Genomic DNA, 23,485 nt, shown 5'->3' with positions numbered 1-23,485 from the left:
GTGTGAAGGTGAAGCCCCAGGTCAATATAAAGCCAAAAGAAAATCTCCTATTTGACGCTTTTTTTATGTTTTTCCTTATCCATACCATCCAAACAGGGGTAGGGATTGCAGGGCTTCCGAGGATTGTCTATCTTGCTGCCGGTCATGATGGCTGGATATCCATCATAATAGCCGGCCTGCTTGTCTCAGCGGTCATCTTTCTTTCTGTCATGATGCTGAAGCAGTATGAAAGCGCAGATCTGTTCGGGATACATTACGATGTATTTGGCATCTTTTTAGGAAGGCTTGTTAATATCCTCTATACCTTTTATCTTATTTCGGGCATCTATGTTATCGTCATGAATTATGTTGAAATAGTCCAGGCATGGGTTTTTCCTGATCTGTCCACCTGGTTCCTGGCGATGATTCTTTTGCTTTTGTCCATGTATGCAGTGATGGGCGGGGTCCGCATTGCTGTCGGCTTTTCCTTCATGTCATTCCTGCTCACGTTCTGGATTGTACTGATTATCATCATACCAGCGAGAGATTTCGATTATACCCACTTATTGCCCATCCTGAATAAGGGCTATGCAGAGATTTTAAAAGGGGTCTACAAAACATCTCTTTCCATAATTGGATTTGAGATGCTCCTTTTCCTGTACCCTTTTATCAAAAATAAAAAAAGGGCCCATTTATATACACAGCTTGGCGGCTTGTATACAACACTGCTATTTGTCCTTGTTACAGTCATTTCCATTGGCTTTTTTGGGGAAAAAGGGCTTGAAAAGACAATTTGGCCGGTGCTCTCCATGTTCAAAATCGTCCGTCTCCCCAATCTTGAACGTTTTGAATTCATCGCTGTTTCCTTTTGGATGCTGATCATACTTCCCAATATCTGTTTATATCTCTGGGCAGCTTCAAGAGGGATGAAAAGGGTATTTCCCGGTATGAAACAAAAAACCTTTATTGTCCTGATCGCAATCCTGGTGTGGAGCTGCAGTTTCCTTGTTAAGGCGAGATACCAGATGAATATTGTATCCGATTATATAGGCATGGCTGGATTTTATATAGGGATCTGCTATCCCGCATTACTCTCGATGCTTGTTCTGCTCAAAAAGAAACTGACAGGGAGGAGGAAGCAAAATGAAAATGGTGCGTAGTCTCCTGATAGCAGCTGCCCTCCTCCTGCCAATTGCCGGGTGCGTGAAGACAAAGCAGCTTGAAAGACTTGGGCTCATCACAGCAGTTGGCTATGACGATAAGGGGGATATTATTGAAGGGACCGTGGTGCTGCATACCTTTGAGTCCAAGGAGGAAAATGTCACGCAGATCATTTCAGCTTCCGGCAACACGAGCAAGGGCATTCGCCAGAAGCAAAATATTAAAACCTCACACAATCTTGTATCAGGACAGCTGAGGGTTGCGGTGTACAGTGAGGAAACAGCGGGAAAAGGGCTCATCCAGCTCGTGGACACATTGAATCGCGATGCCACAATCGGAAACCTGGTTTACTTGACGGTCAGCAAAGGGACAGCAAAAAACCTGCTGAAAAAGGCAGGGGAAAAAGAGAAGACCAATCTTGGCACCTATCTGTATAATTTAATCAAACAGAACATAAAAGACGAGTTAATCATCTCGCCAACGCTCCATGAATTTAATCACAGCTTTTTTGACCCGGGAAAGGACCCTGTCCTCCCTATCTTGAAGCTGGAGGAAGATAAAGTGATTATTTCAGGGATGGCTGCCTTTAAAGATGATCGGATGGCAGGAGAGATTGATATTGAAAAGTTATTCTACCTGAAGACATTAGAAGACAACTATGAGTCAGGGAATCTTGAGCTTGAGATTCCGAAGGAGAAACTAAAGGAGTATATTATTCCTTTAAGCAGCGAAACGGAAGAACAAAAAGACGACCCGCTGTTCATTACTATCGATGATATCAGATCGTCAAAGAAAATACGTCTGAAGGACATGGAAGATGTTACATTTGCCATTGATGTAAAGCTGGATTCCCGGATACTTGAGGTGTCAAGCGATATGGATCTGGGCAATCCCCAGGTAATCAAGGCGCTGGAAAAGGAAACAGCAGTTAAAATCAAGCAGGAGATGGAATCGATGCTGAAAAGGCTCCAAAACATGGAGTCCGATCCCATCGGCTTCGGAAATATTTACAGTGCCCATCTTCAACGTGAAAAGCGTATGACAAAAGGTGAATGGCGGAACCTATACAAAAAGGCAGAATTTGAAGTCAATGTGGAGAACACAATCATCAGGACCGGCGTTATCGATTGAGCAGGAGCTGCAAAATGAGTTCACTGATTTGTCAAATCTTTTTCTTTCTTCTTTCTAATTCGTCTGCTAGAATTATGGCTATCTGATGAAGAGCAGGTGATCATATATGAAAAAAAAGCGGGTGTCGATATTCACCCTCGGTCTGATGCTGCTGATCATTCTTTCAGCCTGTGGCCAGAAGGGTATCGAAAATCCTTATAATTGGACGGTTCAAGACTTTACATACACCAACCAGGCTGGGGAACAGACAGGACTTGCTGACTTGAAGGGAAAGGTATGGATTGCAGATTTTATTTTTACAAGCTGTGAGGATGTCTGCCTTCCAATGACCTTCAATATGTCGAAGCTTCAGGATAAGGCAAAGGAAGAGGGCATTGAAAATCTTCAGTTTGTTTCCTTCAGTGTCGATCCTGCCGTTGATACGCCGGAAACCTTGAAGGCATATGGGGACAATTTTGAAGCAGACTATGACAATTGGAGCTTTCTGACGGGCTATGGACAGCAGGAAATCGAGGATTTTGCGAAGGAAAGCTTTAAGACGCTTGTCGTGAAACCGGAATCGGATGACCAGGTGATCCATGGGACCGAATTTTATCTGATAAACCAGGAAGGCAAAGTCCTTAAATCTTATACAGGGCTGAAGGATATACCTTATGAGGAAATCATTAAGGATATTAAATCGATTCAATAAGCGAAGAGGCGGCCCCTGCTGCCTCTTTTTCTGTCCCGGTGAAGCTTCCAGCCCTGATTGGTTTCGATTGAAAGCAAACGTGTTATAATAATTATACTAGAAAAGGCAGGTGATTAGATGAAAAAGACATTCACCTTACTTGTTTTGGCCGCTCTCCTTCTTTCCTCCTGCAGCGGGGCAGGAAACTCATCCCCTAAAAATCTGGGAATGAAGGATATTAGCATTGTTGAAAAGGAAATGGTGCCCAATGACTTTATTCCCCGTGATATTCATGTGGTCTCAGTTGGGGATTCGCTGACAGAGGGTGTTGGCGACAGCACTGGAAGGGGAGGCTATCTGCCTTACCTCGAAGAACAGCTGGAACAGGAAAAAGGAGTCTCGCAGACTGAGTTCCTTAATTTTGGAGTTAAAGGAAACCGGACAGACCAATTGCTGAAAAAGCTCAAATCATCGGAAGTCCGATCTGCCATTTCGGAAGCAGACCTGGTCATTATCACGATCGGCGGAAATGATGTCATGAAAGTTGTAAGGCAGAATTTCTCCAATTTGAATGTCAGCGATTTTACGGGCCAGAAAGCCCAGTATGAAAAAAATCTTAAGGAAATCATCGATACAGTACGGAGTGAGAATTCCGAAACCCAGATTGCACTGATTGGACTATACAATCCATTTTATAAATGGTTTTCGGATATAACGGAAATATCTGATATTATGGACAACTGGAATGAAGCCAGCAGGGAGATTCTTTCCCGCTATGATTATACTTATTTTGTTGATATAAAGGATATATTTGAAAATAAGGCAGAGGATTTGCTGTACACAGATTATTTCCATCCGAACGACAAAGGGTATGAGCTTATTGCTGACAGAGTCTACAGGCAGATTGGCCGGGAGGCGCTCGAGGTGATTGCTGAGCAGCAGAAATATACAGTTAGGAATGAGGAGAATTGACTTGAACAAAAAAAACAAATGGAAGGTCCTGTTTTTCCTCTTATTGGGGATTGTGATTGCCTTCATAGCCCTGTTTTTCGTTATGATTAATCTACCGGCAAAAGATGAAGCGATTAATACCACAGAGGTGGATGAAGACGGGTATGTTCCATTTCACCTTCAGACTAATAAAAGAGACCTCAACAGAATCATTGCCCACTATATTGCCAAGGAGGGGCTGGACGGCCCCATTGACTATGAAGTGATTCTTGATGATGAGGTTGAGCTTTATGGGAATCTCCCGGTTTTCAGTCAAAACCTGGAAATGAAACTGACTTTCGAGCCTGAAGCACTGGACAACGGCGATGTTGTCCTTAGCCAGAAATCCATTGCTGTCGGCCAGCTGAACCTTCCGGTATCTTATGTGCTGAAATTTGTCCGCGACAGATATCAGCTGCCAGAAGGAGTTGTCATCCAGCCAGATAAAGAGCAGATATATGTCTCCCTTCAGGATATGAAACTGAAGAGTGATCTGAAAGTTAAGGTGGATGAGTTTGACTTAAAAAAGGATGATATCCGCGTTACCTTATATGTTCCTACTAAATAAAAAAACTGGCTGATTTTTCAGCCAGTTTTTTCGTTCCAATAAGAGATTGATAGCTGCAAGGCAATATAACCGTGCTGGCAATGGCCGGCAGGGTTTCAATAATGGCAGGACATGGGTTTTGGTCATCCCTCAATAATAAGGGCTTCAAGCGGCGGTTCCCCGGCTGCTGTACCCACTGCAAGGATGGTGTACACTTTATTCGGCTGCAGCTTGACACCGGGAAGGGAAAGGACTGTATTGCTGGAACCTGCAACCCTGACTTCGAGATCGACTGTCATCGGAGTCAGCCCTAAATATTGAGTCGCCTGCCTGAAAGAGATGTTCGGGAAAATGACATCTCCTTTTTTGACGGCAATATCGACAGCCGGTGCGTCCGGTGAAAGGTGAATGAATCTGGCTTTTGTTTCGCCGGCCGGTACAGAAGGCTGATCTTCGAATGCCAGCAGCTTCAATTTGGCAGCCGGTCCTGCTGCTGCCAGCGTGTAGGATTTTCCGCCTTCCACAGTGACTTTTTTACTGAGAACGGTTGAAACCATATCACCGGCAGGATAGATATCTATCTGGTATTTTCCGGCCGGAAGGGATAAATAGCCGCTGACATCTTTGTAAGGGAAATCCTTCAATATCCTGTTGCCATTTACATAAATATCGACGTTGGGTGCATCAGGGGAAGCATGCACAACCCGGACCATAGCTGGCTGCCGCATGCTTCCATAAGACTGGGAGGCTTCCATTCGCATGCTTTGTACGGCCCTTCTAATATATTTCAGATGCTGATAATAATAGGCAACATGCAAAGCAGGATCACTGTACTTATAATACTTGGCAAGAAGATCGTATTTACTTGCCTTGGCAAAATCATCATGATGATCTCTGTTAAAAGACATACCTTTCCGCTCCTATCCTCAAATATTCTCAGAGTATGATATGCCTCCAAGGATAGGTGTGTGCCTAGCGGAATTTTCAGAAAGGTGTTTACAGCCGATGATAAAAAGAATATAATGGTAACAAATACAAGCGAAAGCGGGTGAAGTGCTATGGGAAAATTATTATTTGCAAGAAATGAGATTGTATTTTCAATGAGCACGGCCCGGAGAGTAGCTGTATAAACCTGAGAATAGTTCTATTCTTTTTTTATGCTGACTAAAACCATGGGCTGTGTGCCAATGGTTTTTTATTATGTCAAAAAACAAATAAAACGGTCAGCATGGAGGAAATAATGAATACAAACTTAAAACAAATCGGCTTTGATGCACATTTTGAAACAGAGTTTCATAATCTCGCAACGGAAGGGCTTATTCCCGGCAGGGTGGCTCTTGAGCATAAAAGGATGTATCGTGTATGGACTGAAGAAGGAGAGCTGCTTTGCGAGGTTTCAGGCAAATATGCCTTTGCTGCAGGCAGCAGGGAAGATTACCCCGCAGTCGGTGATTGGGTGGCTGTGAAGCCAAGAATAGGAGAGCAAAAAGGGACCATACAGGCCCTATTGCCGCGGATAGGCAAGTTTTCCCGTAAAATGGCTGGAAATACAACTGAAGAGCAAATTGTGGCAGCCAATGTTTCAACCATCTTTCTTGTCAATTCGCTGAATGACGACCTGAACCTCCGGAGGATCGAACGTTATTTGCTTCTGGCATGGGAGTCAGGTGCAAATCCCGTCATCATCCTAACCAAAGCAGATCTGTGTCAAGATGCGGATGAGAAAAAGTCGCTCGTTGAATCAGTCAGCATGGGAGTGCCTGTGATTCCGGTCAGTGTTATGTCTGAATCGGGGATTGCAGAGCTCCGTCCCTATATCGGCCATGGATCAACAGTTGCCCTGCTTGGCTCTTCTGGTGTAGGCAAATCAACACTTACCAACTATCTCATGGGAAAAGAAGTGCAAAAGGTGCAGGAGATACGCATGGATGATGATAAAGGAAAACATACGACAACACATAGGGAGCTGTTCCTTCTTCCTGACGGAGGTGTACTTATCGATACACCGGGCATGAGGGAGCTTCAGCTCTGGAATAGTGAAAATGGGCTGTCCGAAAGTTTTACTGATATTGAAGCACTCGCGGATTCCTGCCGGTTCAGGGACTGTTCACATGAGGATGAGCCAGGCTGCGCTGTCCTGGGCAGCATACAGGATGGAGCATTGGAAGAAAGCAGGCTGGCCAGCTATAAAAAGCTTCAGCGTGAGCTGGCATACCTCGACAGAAGGATGGATAAAAAAGCCCAGTCGGATGAAAAGAAAAAATGGAAGAGCATCCATAAGCAAGTAAAGCATAGAACCAGGCATTAACTTAGAATGGCCGATGCTATTCCGGTCAGCTGCATATACCCTATATTGAAAGCCTCCTGAGTTCAGGTGGCTTTTTCCAATTGCGGCTTAATGTTTAAATTAGAGCAAAACAGCTGCCTGTCGCCAGATCAGTGCAAAGCGCTTGCACTCACCCGGCATAATCGGATAATCTAGGGAGGATAGCTTTAAAACCCTGTTTTAAAGGGAATAAGAGTAAGGTGAATGTAACGCTGGAAAGAGGTGTCTTCAAGTGAATGAGAAGAAATTCGAAAAGGCTGTTTTTGCCGGAGGCTGTTTCTGGTGCATGGTCAAACCATTTGACCAGGAGCCCGGAATTGAAAAAGTAGTTTCCGGATATACAGGAGGTACGGTGGAAAACCCAACCTACAGGGAAGTTTGCTCCGAAACGACAGGGCACTATGAAGCTGTTGAAATCACTTACGATCCTGAGGTCTACTCTTACAGCAGACTGCTTGATGTCTACTGGCAGCAGATTGATCCAACCGACCCTGGCGGCCAGTTCTTTGACAGAGGCCAGTCCTACCAGACTGCCATCTTCTATTATAATGATGAACAGAAGGAGCTTGCAGAGGAATCAAAGAAGCAGCTTCAGGAGAGCGGCCGGTTCAATAAGCCGATTGCGACAAAGATACTGCCCGGCAAGGAATTCTACCCTGCTGAGGACTATCATCAGGACTATTATAAGAAGAACCCGGACAGATACGAATCATATCGCGTCGGCTCGGGACGAGATGCGTTCATCCGCAACAACTGGAGGGACATAAAATGAAGAATAAACAAAACCTTGAAAAGAATCTGACTCCGATGCAGTATGAAGTGACGCAGAACAATGGCACAGAACCGCCGTTCCGGAATGAATACTGGAACGAATTTAATGACGGTATCTATGTGGACATCGTTTCCGGCAAGCCGCTGTTCAGCTCAAGAGATAAATATGATGCAGGGTGCGGCTGGCCGAGCTTCACCAAACCGATTCAGGATGAAGAAATCATTGAAAAAGCGGATATGAGCCATTTCATGGTCCGGACGGAAGTGCGGAGCAAGGAAGCTGATTCCCATCTTGGCCATGTGTTTGATGACGGCCCCGGGCCAAATGGGCTCCGCTATTGCATCAATTCTGCTGCGATGCGGTTCATCCCGAAGGAAAAGCTCGCAGAAGAAGGATATAAAGAGTATGAAAAGCTTTTTGGCGAGGACGAGAAAAAATAATTGGCGGTGTTTGAATGTTCAAGAAATTATTTGGCAAAAAAGAAGAAATTACCGAGGTAGTGCTGAAGGCGCCATTGACAGGGAAGGCGGTTGATTTGGCCGAAGTGCCGGATCCTGTATTCTCAGAAAAAATGATGGGAGACGGACTGGCAATTGAACCTTCTGAAGGCATTGTCGTTTCACCTGTGGATGGGGAGGTTGTACAAGTGTTCCCGACAAAGCATGCGATCGGTTTAAGAGCTGAAAATGGAGCGGAAATTCTGATCCATATCGGTCTTGAAACGGTATCAATGAAAGGGGAAGGCTTTGAAACCCACATTTCCGAAGGCTCAAAAGTGAAAACCGGGGACAAGCTAGTAAGCTTTGATATTGATCTGGTTAAAGAAAAGGCTAAAAGCACGGTCACTCCTGTAATCATTACCAATGGAGATGCTCTTTCTTCCATTGAAAAGAAATCTTTAGGAGCCGTAAATCGCGGGGAGACTCCTGTTATCACTGTTATTAAATAATGAAAAAGAAGCCGTTGGAAGACGGCTTTTTTCTATTCAGAAGCATTTCCCTTATGGGTGGCCATGCCTCCGGATAAGATGAATTTCATCGCATCCTCCGGCTTTACATCAATGATCTCTACCTTGTCCTTTGGAATCAGGAATGTGAAGCCTGCCACCTGAAAAGTCTGCGGGATATAGACAGCAATATCATTTTTCAAAGGCTCATAGAAATGTTCCAGATTTTCTGCTGTTATGAAACCGATGCTTTTCATGCCGGTGCCTGGTATGGTGACAATAGCCACTTTGGAAAAGGCACGCTTTTCACCTAGAAAAGAATTGATTGTATCTTTAATGACAGAGTAGATGGTCTTAACCAGCGGAATCCGATCCAGTATCCTGTCAATGAACCTGATCACGCTGCCGGTAATGAATTTGGTTGACAGCCAGCCCAATATCGTAATGGCTGCAGCTGTAGCCAGCAGTCCCACACCGGGAATATAATCTTCCTTCAAATAGGGCTTCAGGGTGCTGCCCAGAAGATTATCCAGGAACATGAATAATTTGTATATGACGAATATCACCAGAATGATTGGTACAATTGTCAGAATACCATTAATAAAATTTTTCAGAAGGCTTTTCATTTTATTTTCTCCTTTACAATTGTTTCCTCCGCCAAAAAAAACTGCCGCATGGCAGCCCAGTGCTCTTTATTGTTTTTCCGGCACGATTATCGAGGATATGCTGACAGACGAGTAGGTCAATAGACTCTGGAGGCTCTGTTCGCCCTTCACGACAAATCTAATGGTATGCGGTCCGTCAGGCAGCCCGCTTGCTGCATATAGCGCCCTTTTTCTCTCAAATGGCCACCAGGTGGAAAGGGTGGTATAATACTGGCCGTCTATAAAGACATCCAGCATGCCGCCTTCGTTACTCCTCAATACATTTACACCCACAAAGGTGCCTTTAAATTCATATTCCAGGAAACTGCCCTTTGCTGAGCTTTTCAGAAATCCGTTTTGATACCGGAAATCCCCTTCCATCTTTCGGGCATAGCTTTTTCTGTCCATGGAAAAATCGGCAGCATCGTGGATGGGTGATACCAGTGAAGCAATAGCAGGGTTGGCTTCTGTAAGTGAGCTGATGACAGTAAAAAGCTCTTCAGCATAAAATTTATAGCCTATTCCATTTGGATGGATCAGATCTTTGGTCAATTGTTCATCTGCGAGACCTGACTTTTTAAATACATCTCTCATATTCACATTTTTTGCGTGATAATGGTCCGATATTCTCTCGATTTCATTCGTAAAAAGTTCGTTGTCCAGCGGGCTTTCCGTAATGGTAATTATTTCACTTGCGGGATAATTCGTTTTCGCTTTTCTGAGAAGCATTTCATAAAAATAGGAAAAATCCTGTTCTGTCATATACTTGCGGTCATTTTCCCCGAATACAAGAAAAATCAGGTCGATGCTTCCCTGATGTTCTGTATGCTGCAGCTTGTATATACCTTCAAAAGCAGTTGCACCGCTTTGGACGACTGAAACTCTTTTATAATCATTGTGGAACTTTGCCTTTAGCAGCTCCTCAAGCTGGGCAAACCAGGTAAGCTCCTTCTTTTCGGCTCCTGAGCCCCTGCCGATGCTGTCTCCGATGATCATATAACGGATATCTTCATTTTGTGCCAATTTTTCATAGACTGTCGCCTCTGCTTCGTCCGCCCTTGAGAAAATCTGCAGACTCCAAAGAGAGACTGCCGCCAAAATCAGTGAGATAACAGCCATTAATCTTCTTTTCTTCTTCATCGGTGTCTCAAGTTCCCCCTGATGGTCGATTTTACTTTTTCATACTATCCTGCTCCGGCTGGCCCCGTGTGTCCTATGCTTATACGTGAGCAAGCGCCCTCCACTTTTCTTTTTGTCCAGTTCCGGCTCCTAGGTGCTCGAGTCATAAGCCACAAAAGAATTAAAGGCAAAGAACGCCTTTTATTCTTTTGCGTCTTATGCTTTTCGCACCTGAACAGTCGCCTCCACTTTTCTTTTTATAATAACTCAATGAATGTTTTCTTAAAAGAGGTTTTTAAGCAGGTTTGGGCATGGAGAGTTAGTTTTATGAATAATATGGGCGAATGCACATACGGGTCAAGTACCTAATACATATGGTGTATGGAAAGAGAAACAGAGAAAACGAGGAGTGATTCGAAATGAATTATGGGTACTCAGGCTACGGGTGCGATCCATGCTATAGCGGAGGATATGGATATCCGGCATATCCGGTTGCAGGCGCGCAAGGCGGCTATGCAGGGTTTGCGTTAATAGTTGTTCTGTTCATTCTGTTGATTATCATCGGCGCAAGCTGCTACGGTAAATGGTAAAAAGGAAAGGATTGCCTCTGCGGCAATCCTTTTCTTTTCGCATATTCAGATTTTGAATTTTGAGACCAAAGCCCTCAGCTGCTCTGCCTGCCTTGACAGCTGTTCCGAGGAGCCGGCTATCTGGGACATTGCAGCAGAACCTTCCTCAGCTGCAGCAGCGGAAGAGTCAGTGCTGGCTGCTGTTTCCCTGGCAATCGCTGAAACTGAATCAAATGCGGCTGTGACTTCTTCTGCCAGGCTTCGGGAAGCAGTTATCTCAGAAGCCATCTTTTCAATATGTCCGGCTGTTTCCTCAGCCTTGACCCTGATTTTCTTAAGCGAAGTATTCGTTGACTCGGAAATGATGACGCCCTGTTTTACTTCCTCTGCACCTTGCTGATTTCCGGCAATGATCTTTGCGATTTCCTCCTGGATGGAGCCGACGATAAGCGTCACTTGCTTGCCCGCCTGCTGGGACTGCTCGGCCAGCTTCCTGACTTCATCGGCTACCACAGCAAATCCTTTGCCTGATTCTCCGGCCCGGGCAGCTTCAATGGCTGCATTAAGTGAAAGGAGGCCTGTCTGATCGGCGATACCTGAAATTGTGCTGATAATGGAATTGATATCAGCCGATTTTCTTCCAAGTGCTTCGATCAGCACTGTATTCTGCTGCATCCTCTTTTCAATCAATCTGATTTTGTCAGAAGCGAGCTGGACATTCTGCTGCCCCTCGTCTGCAGCCATCTGCATGGATTGAGAAGCTGAGCTGACCGAATCCGCACTCTCCTGGAGGGATGCTGATGCCTGATTGAGCTTTTCCATTGCGATAAGGGAAGCAGACATTTTACTATTGGTTTCTTCTGAACCGCTGGCTATCTGGCCTGCACTGGCAGCGATCTGTGAAATTGTTTTGGATGTTTCCTCGCTGGAAGCATACAGCTCCTGGCTGCTGGATGAAACATTGTCGGCCAGGGAGGATACTTCCCTTACCAGCCCCGCAATTCCTTCTATCAGCATATTGGCATCAGAAGCCAGCTTTGCCAGCTCATCTTTGGACTTTACCTCGATCCTTTTCGTCAGATCTCCGCCAGCCTGGGCGATCTCAATCATGGATAAGCTGATTGCACTTGAGCTCCGTTTAATATTTCTGGATAAAGTAAATCCAAACAGTGCCGAAAGCAGAAGTGCCGCAACGGCAAGTACCATGGTGCCAGTCTGTGCAGCTGACACCTGGCTGTTAAGATGAGCAATCCTTTCTTCAGAAGCCTTCAGCTCATCTTCCTCAAAAGACTGAATCTGGCTCTTCAGCTTATCCATTGTTTCTTTGCCCTTTGCTGATTCAACAAGCTGGGAAGCCTCTTCTTTTGAAAAATCCCTGCGTGTTTCAATCACAGTATCAATCCAGACGAGCCATTCTTTGTATGTATTTTCAATTTCAGTGATCTTTTTCATTCTTGCTTTGCTGCCGGCACTCAATTCCTTGAGCGTCTTCAGATTGTTATCAACCATATTTTTGCCATTTCCATATGAAGCAAGAAACGACTCCGAGCCTGTGATAACAAAACCGCGTTCCCCTGTTTCAATATCTGAGTAGGCTTTGGACATTTGCTGGAGCTGTTTGTGGAATTCCATATCATGCCCGATGATATAATTCGTTTCTTTTTTCAGATTGTGAATGCTCAAAATAGACCCTGCAGATAGCGCAGCAATGACGACCAGCAATATTCCAAAGGATAGATTGATCTTCCCTCTGATCGTTTTAAAATATGAAATCACTTTTTTCATGATGAACGCTCCCCTCTAGGTAAAAAGACCTTTTCAGGCTCATAGATCAAAAGACTGCCAATATAGAAAATTATAGCAGGTTTTAGAGGGGGACTCTGCAAAAATTAGCGAAATTCAGAAAAAAATCTGCAGCAGGTTTTTTTCTCTTATTTCATAGTGAGCTGAAGTCTTTCTTGTTTGCCATCCAGATTGATCAGAACGGTAAAATTCTCTTCAATGTCAGCAGGGAATTTGACGTGTTCAAAAACATGTTCTACAGATGATTCTTCTTTGCTTGAAAAATCGGTTTGATAGGCTGCTTTAGAATGGCCGGGAAGTGAAACCCAAAAGACAAGCTCTTTTTCTTCCTGGATTTCTTTACCGTCATACATCAGTTTAAGAGTGATTGTGGCCTCGCTGATTGTTTCATCTGCCTTTATTTCCATCTCGCCGTCCCAGTTCTTGCTTTTCCCCTCATATGTGTAATAGGAAGGTGTTCCGCATCCCGCAATCAAGAATAGAAATAAACTGGCTGCAATCATGACTTTTTCCAGGCCCATTTCAATTCCTCCTTTGTATCTGAACACTGTAATCTTTTTCTATTCTTACCCCCGATGGAGAATTTAAATGACATGTCCATCCTGAAATTAAAAATAAATAAAGAAGCCATGCACTTAACATGGCTTCCTGTTTACATCTCAATCGGGCATGATTGTCACAATCTGTGCAATTCTGATAAAGAAGATTTCATCTCCAGACTTAACAGCTATATGATCCGGCTTTACATCCATCAGTCTTCCCCGCAATGTATCTTTCACCGTTTCGACAACGAGATTCCTGCCCAATACACTTTGAAGCGTCTGATAAACATAAGGGTCAAAATGAAAAACGGGGGCGGGCGACTGCATTTGCTGAGTGCCCATCATATTTACATCTGCAGGAATGTTTCTATGATACTGCATTTTTACATCTCCTCCTGTTCAGTTAACAATATGCACTGGCCAGGCATCCGGTGCCCGGAATGATGCATGAGAGTGGTGATCGGGGAATTTATTCAGAAAGATTCCCGGTGGACATTCATATAATGAAGCGAGCGGGGCAGCACACGCGAGACCAGTGAGTGAATGGGGGAAGCGACATTGAATCAGCCGTCGTTTTTGATAAAACCTATGCTGGATGCCGATTATCCAACGATTGAACGGGGCAGAGGCATCTACTTATATGACAATGAAGGCAAGAAATATCTGGATGCCTGTTCAGGAGCCGTGACAGCGAACATCGGTCACGGAAACGAAGAAGTGATCCAGGCAATGATGGAACAGGCTAAAAAGGTTTCATTTGTATACAGATCCCAATTCACCAGCGAAGCAGCTGAGAACCTTGCCGGGAAAATAGCAGAAACTTTGCCGGGTGATCTGAATTGGTCATTTTTTGTGAACAGCGGCTCAGAAGCCACAGAAACTGCGATGAAAATAGCCATCCAATACTGGCAGGAAAAAGGGATAAGAACAAAGACAAAAATTTTATCCCGATGGGTCAGCTATCACGGCATCACATTAGGAGCGCTTTCCATGTCAGGCCATCCGGGGAGGAGGGCAAGATTTGTCCCTCTCCTGGAGGATTTTCCTTCCGTTCATCCGCCATACTGCTACCGCTGTCCATATGGACTGGAGGCGCCTCAATGCGGACATCTGTGCGCAGCAGAACTCGAAACGGCGATTAAACGCATTGGAGCCGATCAGATTGCAGCTTTCATTGCAGAGCCGGTCATCGGGGCAGCGGGAGGAGCAATTTCCCCTCCAGACGGCTACTATAAAGTCATAAAAGAAATCTGCGAGAAACATGATGTTTTATTCATAGCCGATGAAGTGATGACAGGATTTGGACGGACCGGTACGATGCTCGCCTGTGAGAGCTGGGGGATCCAGCCTGATATAGCGGCTTTTGGCAAAGGCATGGGAGCAGGCTATGCACCGATAGCAGCTGCTGTAGTCTCCGACAAAATAATGGAGCCTATTATGGCAGGAACAAAGTCAATCATGAGCGGACATACATTGAGCGCCAATCCGCAATCTTGCGCTGTTTCTCTGGCAGTGCTTGAATATCTGGAAAAAGAGCAAATCATCCCAGAGGTGGTCAGGAAGGGTAAGTACCTGAGTGACCATCTCCGAAGACTGGAGAAGAAGTACAGCTTCATTGGCGACATCAGGGGGAAGGGACTGCTTCTTGGTGTAGAACTGGTTAAGGACAAAGTGTCAAAGGATCCATTCAGCCGGTCCCTGATGGCAGGACAAAAGCTGGTCAGTGCTGCCCAGGAGCAGGGCATCCTGCTGTACCCCGCCGGTTCAGGGATAGATGGCATACATGGGGATGCGGTCATCATTGCACCTCCTTTGAACATCACCATGGAGGAGCTGGACGAATTGGCAGCACTCCTAGACAGGGCTTTGTCTGAATTCCACAGAATCATTGAACAGGAAAGCCTGAAGGGAGGAGGCTCATGAACAGCTCCTTTAATAAAATTGTGACTGCAGCAAAGGCAATGAATGATTTTCATGATGGCCTGTCCATAATCGCAGGAGGATTCGGAGGAATTGGCACGCCGCCGACCCTTATAGAGGAATTGATAGAAAAAGGGACAAAAAATATCACCCTTATCTGCAATGATGCCGGATTTCCCCACATAGGCGCAGGAAGGCTTGTTACATTGGGGAGGGTCAAAAAATTGATTGCCTCGCATATAGGCTCCAACCCGGAGGCTGGCCGCCTGATGAATGAAGGCAAGCTCGAAGTGGAGTTCTCACCCCAGGGAACGCTTGCTGAAAGGATCAGGGCTGGAGGTGCCGGCATTGCCGGAATATTGACAGATATCGGCATATCAAATGAGATGGTTTCAGCAGGGAAGGCAACTCATACTATCAGCGGGACAGAATATCTAATTGAAACGGCAATCACAGCTGACGTCTCAATTGTGTATGCAAAAAAGGCGGATCCGTTCGGCAATCTTATATATGACAAAAGTGCACGGAATACAAACCCCCTGGCAGCCATGGCAGGGAATAAGACGATTGCCGAGGTGGAGGAAATCGTCCCTTTAGGCGCTATTGATCCGGATGAGGTCATGACGCCAGGAGTATTTGTGGATTATATTGTTCCTTCAAAGGGAGTGAACTGGAAATGGGCATGGGAATAGATAAACGCAAAAAAATGGCCAGGAGGGCAGCGGAAGAAATCAGAGACGGAATGATTGTCAATTTAGGAATCGGCATTCCTTCCCTTGTGCCTGATTTTCTGCCGGAATCCATAAGTGTTATGTTTCATGCAGAAAACGGCATAACAGGGATGGGCCCAAGCCCTGTTAAGGGTCAGGAAGATCCCCATCTCTGCAATGCGGGCGGCTTTCCGGTGACCAGCGTTAAGGGGGCTTCATATTGCGACAGTACCATAGCTTTTGGGATGATCAGGCGCGGGAGGGTTGATTTGACTTTTCTCGGCTCACTGCAGGTCAGCGGGAAGGGAGATCTGGCCAACTGGATCGTTCCCGGCAGGAAAGTACCTGGGATGGGAGGGGCGATGGAGCTTGCACAGAAAGCGAAGAGAGTCATTGTTGTCATGAATCAGACGGATAAAAATGGCATGCCGAAAATCCTTGAGCATTGTACACTCCCGCTGACATCGCCTTCCTGTGCATCGCTCGTCATAACTGAAATGGCCGTGTTTGAAATTAAGGGAACAGGAATGGTCCTGAAGGAGCTGTTTGCTCCCTATTCAATAGAGGAAGTGAAGAGCAAGACAGGCTGCAGGCTGCAGGTGGCAGAGGATTTGAGAATAATAGTTTAGCAGGCGGGGGAGGCGGTTTTATTGAGTGAGAGTGATGGAAGCGTAAAAGAGTGGCTGAGCAAAAACAGGTCCAAAGGAATCAGGCTTCTCCAAAGGCTTGTCCAGGAACCAAGTACTAGGGGAAATGAGGCCGGTGCCCAGGCTGTGATCATTGAGAAGTGCCGGGAAATGGGGCTCGAGCTGGATATATGGGAAATCGGCAAAGATGAGCTGCCCGCACATCCCCTATTCTGTTCTGACAGAAAGGACTTCAGCGGCAACCCGAATGTAGTGGGAGTCTGGAAGGGGACCGGTGGAGGCAGGAGCATCATTTTGAATGGCCATATCGATGTGGTTCCTGAGGGCAGCAGGGATGATTGGAAATATGACCCCTACAGCGGACAAATAAAGGATGGGAGGCTTTATGGCAGGGGGGCGACCGACATGAAGGGCGGAACAGTATCCCTGCTGCTGGCGCTTGAGTACTTGATAGCGGCGGGGAAGGAATTGAAGGGAGATGTCATTTTTCAGAGTGTTATAGAAGAAGAAAGCGGAGGGGCCGGGACGCTTGCCGCTGTGATCAGGGGTTATAAAGCAGATGGAGCGATCATCCCTGAACCGACAAATATGAAGCTTTTTCCAAAGCAGCAGGGCTCTATGTGGTTCAGGATTACAGTCAAGGGCCGTGCTGCACATGGCGGCACCCGCTATGAGGGTATCAGTGCGATTGAAAAGGCCATAGCAGTGATAGCTTCTCTCCAGGAACTCGAGAAAACGAGAAATGAGCGGGTTGCAGATCCTTTATACAAGGGAATACCTATCCCGATTCCGATCAATATCGGAAAAATCACGAGCGGGGAGTGGCCATCCTCTGTACCGGATACCGCCGTCATTGAGGGAAGGATAGGGGTTGCTCCTGAAGAAGATATGAAGATGGCAGAAAAAGAGCTGGAAACGGTATTAAACTCCTTATCTGAAAAAGATGGCTGGTTCATTGAAAATCCCTGCAAGGTCGAGTGGTTTGGAGGAAGATGGCAGCCTGGGAATCTGGACATTGGCCATCCCCTGATGAGCGTGCTGTCAGCCAGTTTTGAAAAAGTGGCAGGGGAGAAGCCCAAAATAGAAGCATCTCCATGGGGTACAGACGGCGGGATCCTTTCCGGGGCCGGCGGGACGCCTGTTATCGTATTCGGTCCGGGAACTACAGAGGCAGCCCATGATGCGGATGAATCCATCTCCCTGGATGATATGTTCAATGCTGCGGAGATCATTGCCGAGTGCATCATGGAGTGGTGCAGCTGACATTTGTCTACAGAGGAAGCCGATTGATGGGATTTTTCAGCTCAAGAATTTATACTTAAGCTACATTGTCTTTAGGAGGTAATGATATGAAGCAGGATTTATGGATCAATGGCAGTTTTGAACCGGGAAGTGAATACAGGGAGCTTAGAAGCCCTTATAATCAGGAGAAGCTGGCAGATGTGGCGGCGGCTGGAAGCGAAGAAATAGAGGCAGCCATTGCTTCTGCAGAGAAAGCATCAAAATTGATGGCCGCAATGCCTGCGCATAAAAGGGCTGAAATTCTTGAGAATGCAGTCCAAATACTCAAGGATGAAAAAGAAGAGTGTGCAAGGATTATTTCGCGGGAGGCCGCGAAGCCGATAAAAGCAGCACGGACAGAGGTGGAAAGGACTATCACAACATATGCATTTGCAGCACAGGAAGCCAGAAGGCTGTACGGTGAAACCATCCCGATGGATGCGGCGCCTGGAGGTGAGGGGAGGCTCGCCTACACGGTAAAAGAGCCGCTGGGGGTCATTGGTGCGATTACACCCTTCAATTTCCCGATGAATCTTGTTGCCCATAAAGTCGGACCGGCGATTGCGGCTGGCAACACAGTTGTCCTGAAGCCGGCGAGCCAGACGCCTTTAAGCGCGTATAAGATTGCTGATATTTTCCATCGTGCAGGGCTGCCTGCAGGTGCACTGAATGTAATTTCCGGCAGCGGAAAAACGATCGGCGACAGCTTCCTCTCAGACAAGAGGATCAAGATGATCACTTTTACGGGAAGCCCTGAAGTAGGCACTTATATCAGGGAAAACGCCGGGCTGAAAAAGGTGACCCTCGAGCTGGGTTCAAATTCAGCCGTCATTGTGGATAAAGATACCGACCTTGATAAGGCAGTCCCGCGAATTGTATCAGGAGCGTATGCCTTTCAGGGCCAGGTCTGCATTTCTGTGCAGCGGATCTATGTCCATGAGGCCATTTTTGAAGAATTTACTGAAAGGTTTGTCCATGAAGCAGGCAGACTCCAGGCAGGGGACCCGCTTGATGAGACGACCGATGTATCTGCCATGATCTCCCTCGATGATGCAGAACGGGCAGAATCGTGGGTGAAAACCGCTGTGGACGGGGGAGCAAAGCTAGCTCTCGGCGGAAGCGGGGAAGGTTCTGTTTTCCAGCCGACAGTTCTGCTGGACGTTGATAAAGAACAGAAAATCTCCTGTGAAGAGGCATTTGCCCCTGTTGTCCATATTAACCGCTTCTCAGGTATAGATGAAGCGATCGGTTATGTGAATGATTCCCAGTATGGGCTCCAGGCAGGCATTTTCACAAAGGATATCAATGCAGCGCTGAAGGCCGCACGCGAGCTTGAAGTCGGCGGCGTGATGATCAATGATTTTCCAACCTTCCGTGTGGATCATATGCCATACGGCGGCGTCAAACTGAGCGGTACCGGCCGGGAAGGAATTAAATATGCAGTCGAAGAAATGACAGAGCTTAAGCTTGTCAGCATTAAATATGAATAACCGTCAAACATGGACGGCTGTTAAGAAAAGGGGCGCTCGGTCAGAGGGTCCCCTTTCTGTAAAGGAGGAGGAATATGGAGCAGTCATCAGTAAGAATTATCAGGCAGGACAACTTTTCTCTCGAGGTTTTCATTGACCCGTATAATAAGAGAATCAGAGTGGATGACTGCCTTGGAAACCGTAAAAGTGCGCTTTCGTTCGCATACGGTTTAAGAGAGGAGATCCAGGCAGAAAAAATGATAATTAAAGCCAGGGCAGAGGAGACAGATTTTTATCTGGAGAACGGCTTCCAGGCCGAAGGCAAGATCGACGGCTATTTTTTAGGCTCTGACGCTTTTTTCATGTCCAAGTATTATAAGAGCAGCAGGAGAAACAATCCGCACTGGGCTGATGAGGATGAGGTCGCAGAGAAAGTGCGCAGCCTCGAAAGAACCGGGAATGATTCCAGTCTTCAGCCTCCATGCCGGCTTGTACGCTTCAAGCCGGCAGATGCCCGTGAACTGGCTGAGCTGTATAAGGCGGTATTTCAAATTTACCCCGTTCCCATGGATGACCCCCGGTATATCGAAAAGTCGATGGAAAACGGCACAATGTTCATGGGAGTGAAACACGAGGGGAAAATCGTGAGCGCTGCCTCAGCAGAAATCAATTCTTTCTACCGAAATGCAGAATTGACAGACTGTGCCACATTGCCTGAATTCCGAAAGCATGGATTGATGAAAATACTGATTGGCAAACTTGAGGAAGAGCTGGCCTGCCAGGGAATCTTTTGCGCTTATTCCATCGCCAGAAGCCTTTCATATGGAATGAATGCAGCTCTTCATCAGCTTGGGTACAGCTACAGGGGCAGGCTGGCCAATAATTGCTTTATCTTTGATAAGCTTGAGGATATGAATATCTGGGTGAAAAATCTTGCCATGATGCCAAAAATCCGGCACTAGACTGACAATTTTCCGGCACCTTTTCATATAGATGAATAAGGGGGTTGGACGTATGAAAGAACAAGTGCTTACAGCGATTTTGAAGGGGATTGACGAAGGCATTCATGCTGTGGATATAAACGGGATTACTATTTTTTATAATGAAGTTGCTGCTTTGCATGATGGCATGGGTATGGATGAGGTGCTTGGAAAGCCGCTGCTTGAAAGCTTTCCATCTCTGAGCTTGAAGTCAAGCACCCTGCTCCAGGTAATGAAAACAAAACAGCCGATATACGATCAGTCCCAAAGCTATATCAACCTCCATGGCAAGAGGATTGAAACACTGAACACCACGCTTCCCATTTTTGTGGAAGGAGAGCTAGTAGGGGCTGTAGAAATTGCTAAAGATTATTCCCGGCTGAAGATATTGTCCGAAAGGCTCCTGGATCTTCAGAAAGCAAGCGTGCCAAGTGAAAAAAACCTGCGGCCGGCAGGAAGCACAGTATATACCCTGGATGATCTGCTGACTGGAAATGGGCTCTTCAAAGAGCTGAAAATGGAAGCCTTAAAGCTTGCTGCCTCTTCTTCTCCCATCCTCGTATTTGGGGAAAGCGGATGCGGCAAGGAGCTGTTTGTCCAGGGAATCCACCATGCATCAGCCAGAAGGGAGAAACCATTCATAGCACAGAATTGTGCTGCTATCCCTGAGACGCTCCTTGAAGGAATCCTTTTCGGTACAGCGAAAGGGAGTTATACGGGAGCCGTAGAAAGACCCGGGCTGTTTGAACTGGCAGATGGGGGGACGCTGTTCCTCGATGAACTCCATACAATGCCGGCGCTGCTGCAGGCAAAGCTTTTGAGGGTGCTTGAGGACGGTGCTGTCCGGCGTGTCGGCGGATCCAGAAACATAGCCACTGATGTCCGAATCATCGCGGCCATGAATATACACCCGCATGAGGCTATGGAGCAGGGGATCCTCCGGCATGACCTTTACTACAGGCTCAATGTGTTTACATTCGAACTGATCCCTCTGCGAAAGAGGCCTGAAGATATCGGGCTTTTGGCGTCCCATTTCCTTGATTCCTTTAACCGTAAGCTCGGGAAAAATGTAAAAGTGATCGGCAGTACAGCAGCAAAGTTCTTCAGCAGCTACCACTGGCCGGGAAATGTAAGAGAATTAAAGCATACGATTGAGTATATGGTCAATGTTTCTGAGGGAAGCGAGCTTACTGAAGAGGATCTGCCGGCCATGCTGAAACAGATGAGGAGCAAAAGCGGAAGCAGGACAGTGGCGTTATCCTTAAAAGAGCGTGTGCAGGCAGCAGAAAAAGAGATCATTGAGGCTGCAATAGCCGGGACAGGAGGGAATATCCTGCAGGCTGCCAGGCTCCTGAATATCCCGAGGCAGACGCTTCAATATAAGCTTCATAAGCATCAACTGGGAAATGCCGAATAACCGGCATTTCTTTTTATTGTTCTCCCGCTCGTGCTGCTGTGCATAAGGATTAACAATTGGCATGGAAATTGCATGTAATACAGTATAAGGAAGCTGCAAACTTTACCATTAGCTGGGAGGAATTGAAAATGAAGCTGGACTTATATAAAGCAGAACGCCATTGGAAGGATATAGAGCTTTGGAAGGATGTAACAGAAGAGCAATGGAATGACTGGCTTTGGCAGCTGACCAACACGATAAGAAACCTGGAGGATTTGAAAAAAGTCATCAATCTGACGCCCGAGGAAGAAGAGGGCGTAAAGATTTCCACTAAAACAATCCCATTGAATATTACACCATATTATGCATCCCTGATGAATCCGGATGATCCCCGCTGTCCTGTCAGGATGCAGTCTGTCCCGATTTCTCAGGAAATCCATAAAACAAAATATGACCTGGAAGACCCCCTCCATGAAGACGAAGATTCACCTGTGCCCGGATTGACGCACCGCTATCCTGACCGGGTGCTGTTCCTTGTCACCAATCAATGCTCCATGTACTGCCGCTATTGTACAAGGCGAAGGTTTTCCGGCCAGATCGGCATGGGTGTTCCTAAAAAGCAGCTGGACGATGCGATAGCTTATATCAGGAACACACCTGAAGTCCGAGATGTGCTCATCTCAGGAGGAGATGGACTGTTAATCAATGATAAAATCCTGGAATATATATTGAAAAACCTGAGGGAAATCGATCATGTGGAAATCATCAGGATCGGTACCAGGGCTCCGGTCGTTTTTCCCCAAAGAATAACAGAGAATCTGTGCAATATCTTAAAGAAATACCATCCGATCTGGCTGAACACTCACTTCAATACGAGCATTGAAATTACCGAAGAAGCTAAAAAGGCCTGCGAAATGCTCGCCGATGCGGGAGTGCCTGTCGGCAACCAGGCAGTCATTCTGGCGGGCATCAATGACAGTGTCCCGATCATGAAAAAACTGATGCACGACCTTGTTAAGATCAGGGTGCGTCCTTACTATATCTATCAGTGCGATTTATCAGAAGGCATCGGCCATTTCAGGGCGCCTGTTTCAAAAGGACTGGAGATTATAGAAGGACTGAGGGGGCATACATCTGGCTATGCTGTACCTACTTTTGTGGTCGATGCACCTGGGGGCGGCGGGAAGATTGCACTGCAGCCGAATTATTTGATATCCCAAAGCGCTGAAAAGACAGTGCTCCGCAATTTTGAGGGAGTCATAACCACTTATCCTGAGCCCGAGAATTATGTCCCGGGCAGAGCAGAGGACTATTTTAAAAGAATTTATCCTGATATGGACCAGAAGAATAGCCATACAGGAATATCGGCACTCATGAATGATTCACAGTTCAATCTTGTTCCTGAAGGCCTGAGGAGGCTGGACCGCAGGGAAGAGTACCAGCAGGATCCGGGGCACCATTCCCTCAAGGATAAACGGGAAAAGCGCGATGAATTAAAAGATAAGAAATTTGAAGCGCAGATGAAGAAGTGGGGACAGCAGGAGAAGGGAGAGGAACCATCATGAATTGTGATTGGTGCTCATCTGATGAAACGGCAAGGCAGACAACTTCGGTCTTTTGGGAACTGCCTGATGGAACAAAAGGGATTGAGATAAGAGAAACACCCTGCATTGTCTGCAGTGGGTGCGGAATGGTATATCACGAAGAAAAAATCATAGAGGAGATCGAGGACCAGCTCTTTTTAATAGATACTAAAAAGCTTGAAAAATCGCTTACTTTTGAAGAATTGATGGCTAAACCGAGGTTTCTTAAAAGAAATTATTTCAAATTTGATTAAGAAGAGAGGAAAAGGCCCGGGATGACCGGGCCTTTTGGACTTTAGA

At 46.3% G+C, this 23,485-nt stretch carries 24 protein-coding genes and 2 pseudogenes; 19 read left to right on the top strand and 7 right to left on the bottom strand.

The annotated features are described in order from the left end of the window. The first annotated feature begins 8 nt into the window (after positions 1–8). From CYJ37_RS11230 to CYJ37_RS11210, 5 genes are all read left to right on the top strand, one after another. A complete protein-coding gene (locus tag CYJ37_RS11230; RefSeq protein ID WP_257964223.1) occupies positions 9–1,139 on the top strand; it encodes a GerAB/ArcD/ProY family transporter in 1,131 nt (376 codons plus the stop codon). Next, positions 1,123–2,271, top strand: a complete 1,149-nt coding sequence (locus CYJ37_RS11225) for a Ger(x)C family spore germination protein (protein WP_094767212.1) — start codon at positions 1,123–1,125, stop codon at positions 2,269–2,271. The genes CYJ37_RS11230 and CYJ37_RS11225 overlap by 17 nt, the downstream gene beginning before the upstream one ends. A 106-nt stretch (positions 2,272–2,377) precedes the next feature. Beyond that, on the top strand, positions 2,378–2,962 hold the full coding sequence (locus CYJ37_RS11220; protein WP_094767213.1) for an SCO family protein: 585 nt from the start codon (positions 2,378–2,380) through the stop codon (positions 2,960–2,962). A 117-nt stretch (positions 2,963–3,079) separates the two neighbouring features. After that, the gene (locus tag CYJ37_RS11215; RefSeq protein WP_009795657.1) at positions 3,080–3,913 is read left to right on the top strand and encodes an SGNH/GDSL hydrolase family protein; all 834 of its coding nucleotides are present in this window, start codon (positions 3,080–3,082) and stop codon (positions 3,911–3,913) included. A 1-nt stretch (position 3,914) separates the two neighbouring features. Next, positions 3,915–4,499, top strand: coding sequence for a YpmS family protein (locus tag CYJ37_RS11210; RefSeq protein WP_022544094.1), 585 nt, complete (start codon positions 3,915–3,917; stop codon positions 4,497–4,499). 122 nt (positions 4,500–4,621) lie between these two features. Here the strand turns inward: CYJ37_RS11210 and CYJ37_RS11205 are convergent, their stop codons facing one another. Beyond that, the gene (locus CYJ37_RS11205; protein ID WP_009795660.1) at positions 4,622–5,386 is read right to left on the bottom strand and encodes a DUF4397 domain-containing protein; all 765 of its coding nucleotides are present in this window, start codon (positions 5,384–5,386) and stop codon (positions 4,622–4,624) included. Between the two features lie 320 nt (positions 5,387–5,706). Between CYJ37_RS11205 and rsgA the strand changes: the two genes are divergently transcribed. The 4 genes from rsgA (at position 5,707) to CYJ37_RS11185 (ending at position 8,525) form a co-directional block, all read left to right on the top strand. Beyond that, on the top strand, positions 5,707–6,786 hold the full coding sequence (gene rsgA / locus CYJ37_RS11200; protein WP_101549772.1) for a ribosome small subunit-dependent GTPase A: 1,080 nt from the start codon (positions 5,707–5,709) through the stop codon (positions 6,784–6,786). 250 nt (positions 6,787–7,036) lie between these two features. Next, positions 7,037–7,576, top strand: coding sequence for a peptide-methionine (S)-S-oxide reductase MsrA (gene msrA, locus CYJ37_RS11195; protein ID WP_101549770.1), 540 nt, complete (start codon positions 7,037–7,039; stop codon positions 7,574–7,576). Next, on the top strand, positions 7,573–8,016 hold the full coding sequence (gene msrB / locus CYJ37_RS11190) for a peptide-methionine (R)-S-oxide reductase MsrB (RefSeq protein WP_101549769.1): 444 nt from the start codon (positions 7,573–7,575) through the stop codon (positions 8,014–8,016). The genes msrA and msrB overlap by 4 nt, the downstream gene beginning before the upstream one ends. 14 nt (positions 8,017–8,030) lie before the next feature. Continuing rightward, positions 8,031–8,525, top strand: coding sequence for a PTS sugar transporter subunit IIA (locus tag CYJ37_RS11185; protein ID WP_101549767.1), 495 nt, complete (start codon positions 8,031–8,033; stop codon positions 8,523–8,525). Positions 8,526–8,557: 32 nt separating this feature from the next. Here the strand turns inward: CYJ37_RS11185 and CYJ37_RS11180 are convergent, their stop codons facing one another. Both CYJ37_RS11180 and CYJ37_RS11175 read right to left on the bottom strand, forming a co-directional pair. Further along, positions 8,558–9,148, bottom strand: coding sequence for a DUF502 domain-containing protein (locus CYJ37_RS11180; RefSeq protein ID WP_009795665.1), 591 nt, complete (start codon positions 9,146–9,148; stop codon positions 8,558–8,560). A 66-nt stretch (positions 9,149–9,214) separates the two neighbouring features. After that, a complete protein-coding gene (locus CYJ37_RS11175) occupies positions 9,215–10,306 on the bottom strand; it encodes an SGNH/GDSL hydrolase family protein (RefSeq protein WP_257964222.1) in 1,092 nt (363 codons plus the stop codon). A 398-nt stretch (positions 10,307–10,704) separates the two neighbouring features. Between CYJ37_RS11175 and CYJ37_RS11170 the strand changes: the two genes are divergently transcribed. Further along, a complete protein-coding gene (locus CYJ37_RS11170; protein ID WP_009795448.1) occupies positions 10,705–10,875 on the top strand; it encodes a YjcZ family sporulation protein in 171 nt (56 codons plus the stop codon). 45 nt (positions 10,876–10,920) lie between these two features. Here the strand turns inward: CYJ37_RS11170 and CYJ37_RS28040 are convergent. The 4 genes and pseudogenes from CYJ37_RS28040 to CYJ37_RS11155 form a co-directional block, all read right to left on the bottom strand. Further along, positions 10,921–11,553, bottom strand: a pseudogene (locus tag CYJ37_RS28040) (methyl-accepting chemotaxis protein); the annotation flags it as partial. A 342-nt stretch (positions 11,554–11,895) separates the two neighbouring features. After that, positions 11,896–12,486 (bottom strand): annotated as a pseudogene (locus tag CYJ37_RS28035) (CHASE3 domain-containing protein); the annotation flags it as partial. A 299-nt stretch (positions 12,487–12,785) separates the two neighbouring features. Next, positions 12,786–13,178: a hypothetical protein gene (locus CYJ37_RS11160; RefSeq protein WP_022544091.1), complete on the bottom strand. Its 393-nt coding sequence runs from the start codon at positions 13,176–13,178 to the stop codon at positions 12,786–12,788. A gap of 138 nt (positions 13,179–13,316) precedes the next feature. Beyond that, positions 13,317–13,580 carry a YuzF family protein gene (locus tag CYJ37_RS11155; protein WP_009795451.1) on the bottom strand — a complete coding sequence of 88 codons (264 nt, stop codon included), beginning with the start codon at positions 13,578–13,580 and terminating at the stop codon, positions 13,317–13,319. A 162-nt stretch (positions 13,581–13,742) separates the two neighbouring features. Here CYJ37_RS11155 and CYJ37_RS11150 point away from each other — a divergent pair, with 162 nt between their 5' ends. The 9 genes from CYJ37_RS11150 to CYJ37_RS11110 all read left to right on the top strand — a co-directional run bounded on the left by CYJ37_RS11150 (position 13,743) and on the right by CYJ37_RS11110 (position 23,439). Next, a complete protein-coding gene (locus tag CYJ37_RS11150) occupies positions 13,743–15,122 on the top strand; it encodes an aspartate aminotransferase family protein (protein WP_094767217.1) in 1,380 nt (459 codons plus the stop codon). Further along, positions 15,119–15,811, top strand: a complete 693-nt coding sequence (locus CYJ37_RS11145) for a CoA transferase subunit A (protein ID WP_094767218.1) — start codon at positions 15,119–15,121, stop codon at positions 15,809–15,811. Before CYJ37_RS11150 ends, CYJ37_RS11145 begins: the two co-directional genes overlap by 4 nt. Further along, positions 15,796–16,458: a 3-oxoacid CoA-transferase subunit B gene (locus CYJ37_RS11140; RefSeq protein ID WP_101549763.1), complete on the top strand. Its 663-nt coding sequence runs from the start codon at positions 15,796–15,798 to the stop codon at positions 16,456–16,458. The genes CYJ37_RS11145 and CYJ37_RS11140 overlap by 16 nt, the downstream gene beginning before the upstream one ends. 21 nt (positions 16,459–16,479) lie before the next feature. Next, the gene (locus CYJ37_RS11135; RefSeq protein ID WP_101549761.1) at positions 16,480–17,739 is read left to right on the top strand and encodes a peptidase; all 1,260 of its coding nucleotides are present in this window, start codon (positions 16,480–16,482) and stop codon (positions 17,737–17,739) included. Between the two features lie 86 nt (positions 17,740–17,825). Next, positions 17,826–19,247: an aldehyde dehydrogenase family protein gene (locus CYJ37_RS11130; RefSeq protein WP_101549759.1), complete on the top strand. Its 1,422-nt coding sequence runs from the start codon at positions 17,826–17,828 to the stop codon at positions 19,245–19,247. A 74-nt stretch (positions 19,248–19,321) separates the two neighbouring features. Further along, positions 19,322–20,188, top strand: coding sequence for a putative beta-lysine N-acetyltransferase (gene ablB / locus CYJ37_RS11125; RefSeq protein WP_101549757.1), 867 nt, complete (start codon positions 19,322–19,324; stop codon positions 20,186–20,188). A gap of 52 nt (positions 20,189–20,240) precedes the next feature. Continuing rightward, the gene (locus CYJ37_RS11120) at positions 20,241–21,623 is read left to right on the top strand and encodes a sigma-54 interaction domain-containing protein (RefSeq protein ID WP_009795458.1); all 1,383 of its coding nucleotides are present in this window, start codon (positions 20,241–20,243) and stop codon (positions 21,621–21,623) included. A 128-nt stretch (positions 21,624–21,751) separates the two neighbouring features. Further along, a complete protein-coding gene (gene ablA / locus CYJ37_RS11115) occupies positions 21,752–23,167 on the top strand; it encodes a lysine 2,3-aminomutase (RefSeq protein WP_022544089.1) in 1,416 nt (471 codons plus the stop codon). Beyond that, the gene (locus CYJ37_RS11110) at positions 23,164–23,439 is read left to right on the top strand and encodes a YokU family protein (RefSeq protein ID WP_101549755.1); all 276 of its coding nucleotides are present in this window, start codon (positions 23,164–23,166) and stop codon (positions 23,437–23,439) included. Before ablA ends, CYJ37_RS11110 begins: the two co-directional genes overlap by 4 nt. Positions 23,440–23,485 lie beyond the last annotated feature (46 nt).

This window comes from Bacillus sp. UMB0728, assembly GCF_002858875.1.
Lineage (GTDB): Bacteria > Bacillota > Bacilli > Bacillales > Cytobacillaceae > Bacillus_AB > Bacillus_AB infantis.
The sequence above is the reverse complement of the archived record's forward strand: the minus strand, read 5'-3'. Positions and strand labels throughout refer to the sequence as shown.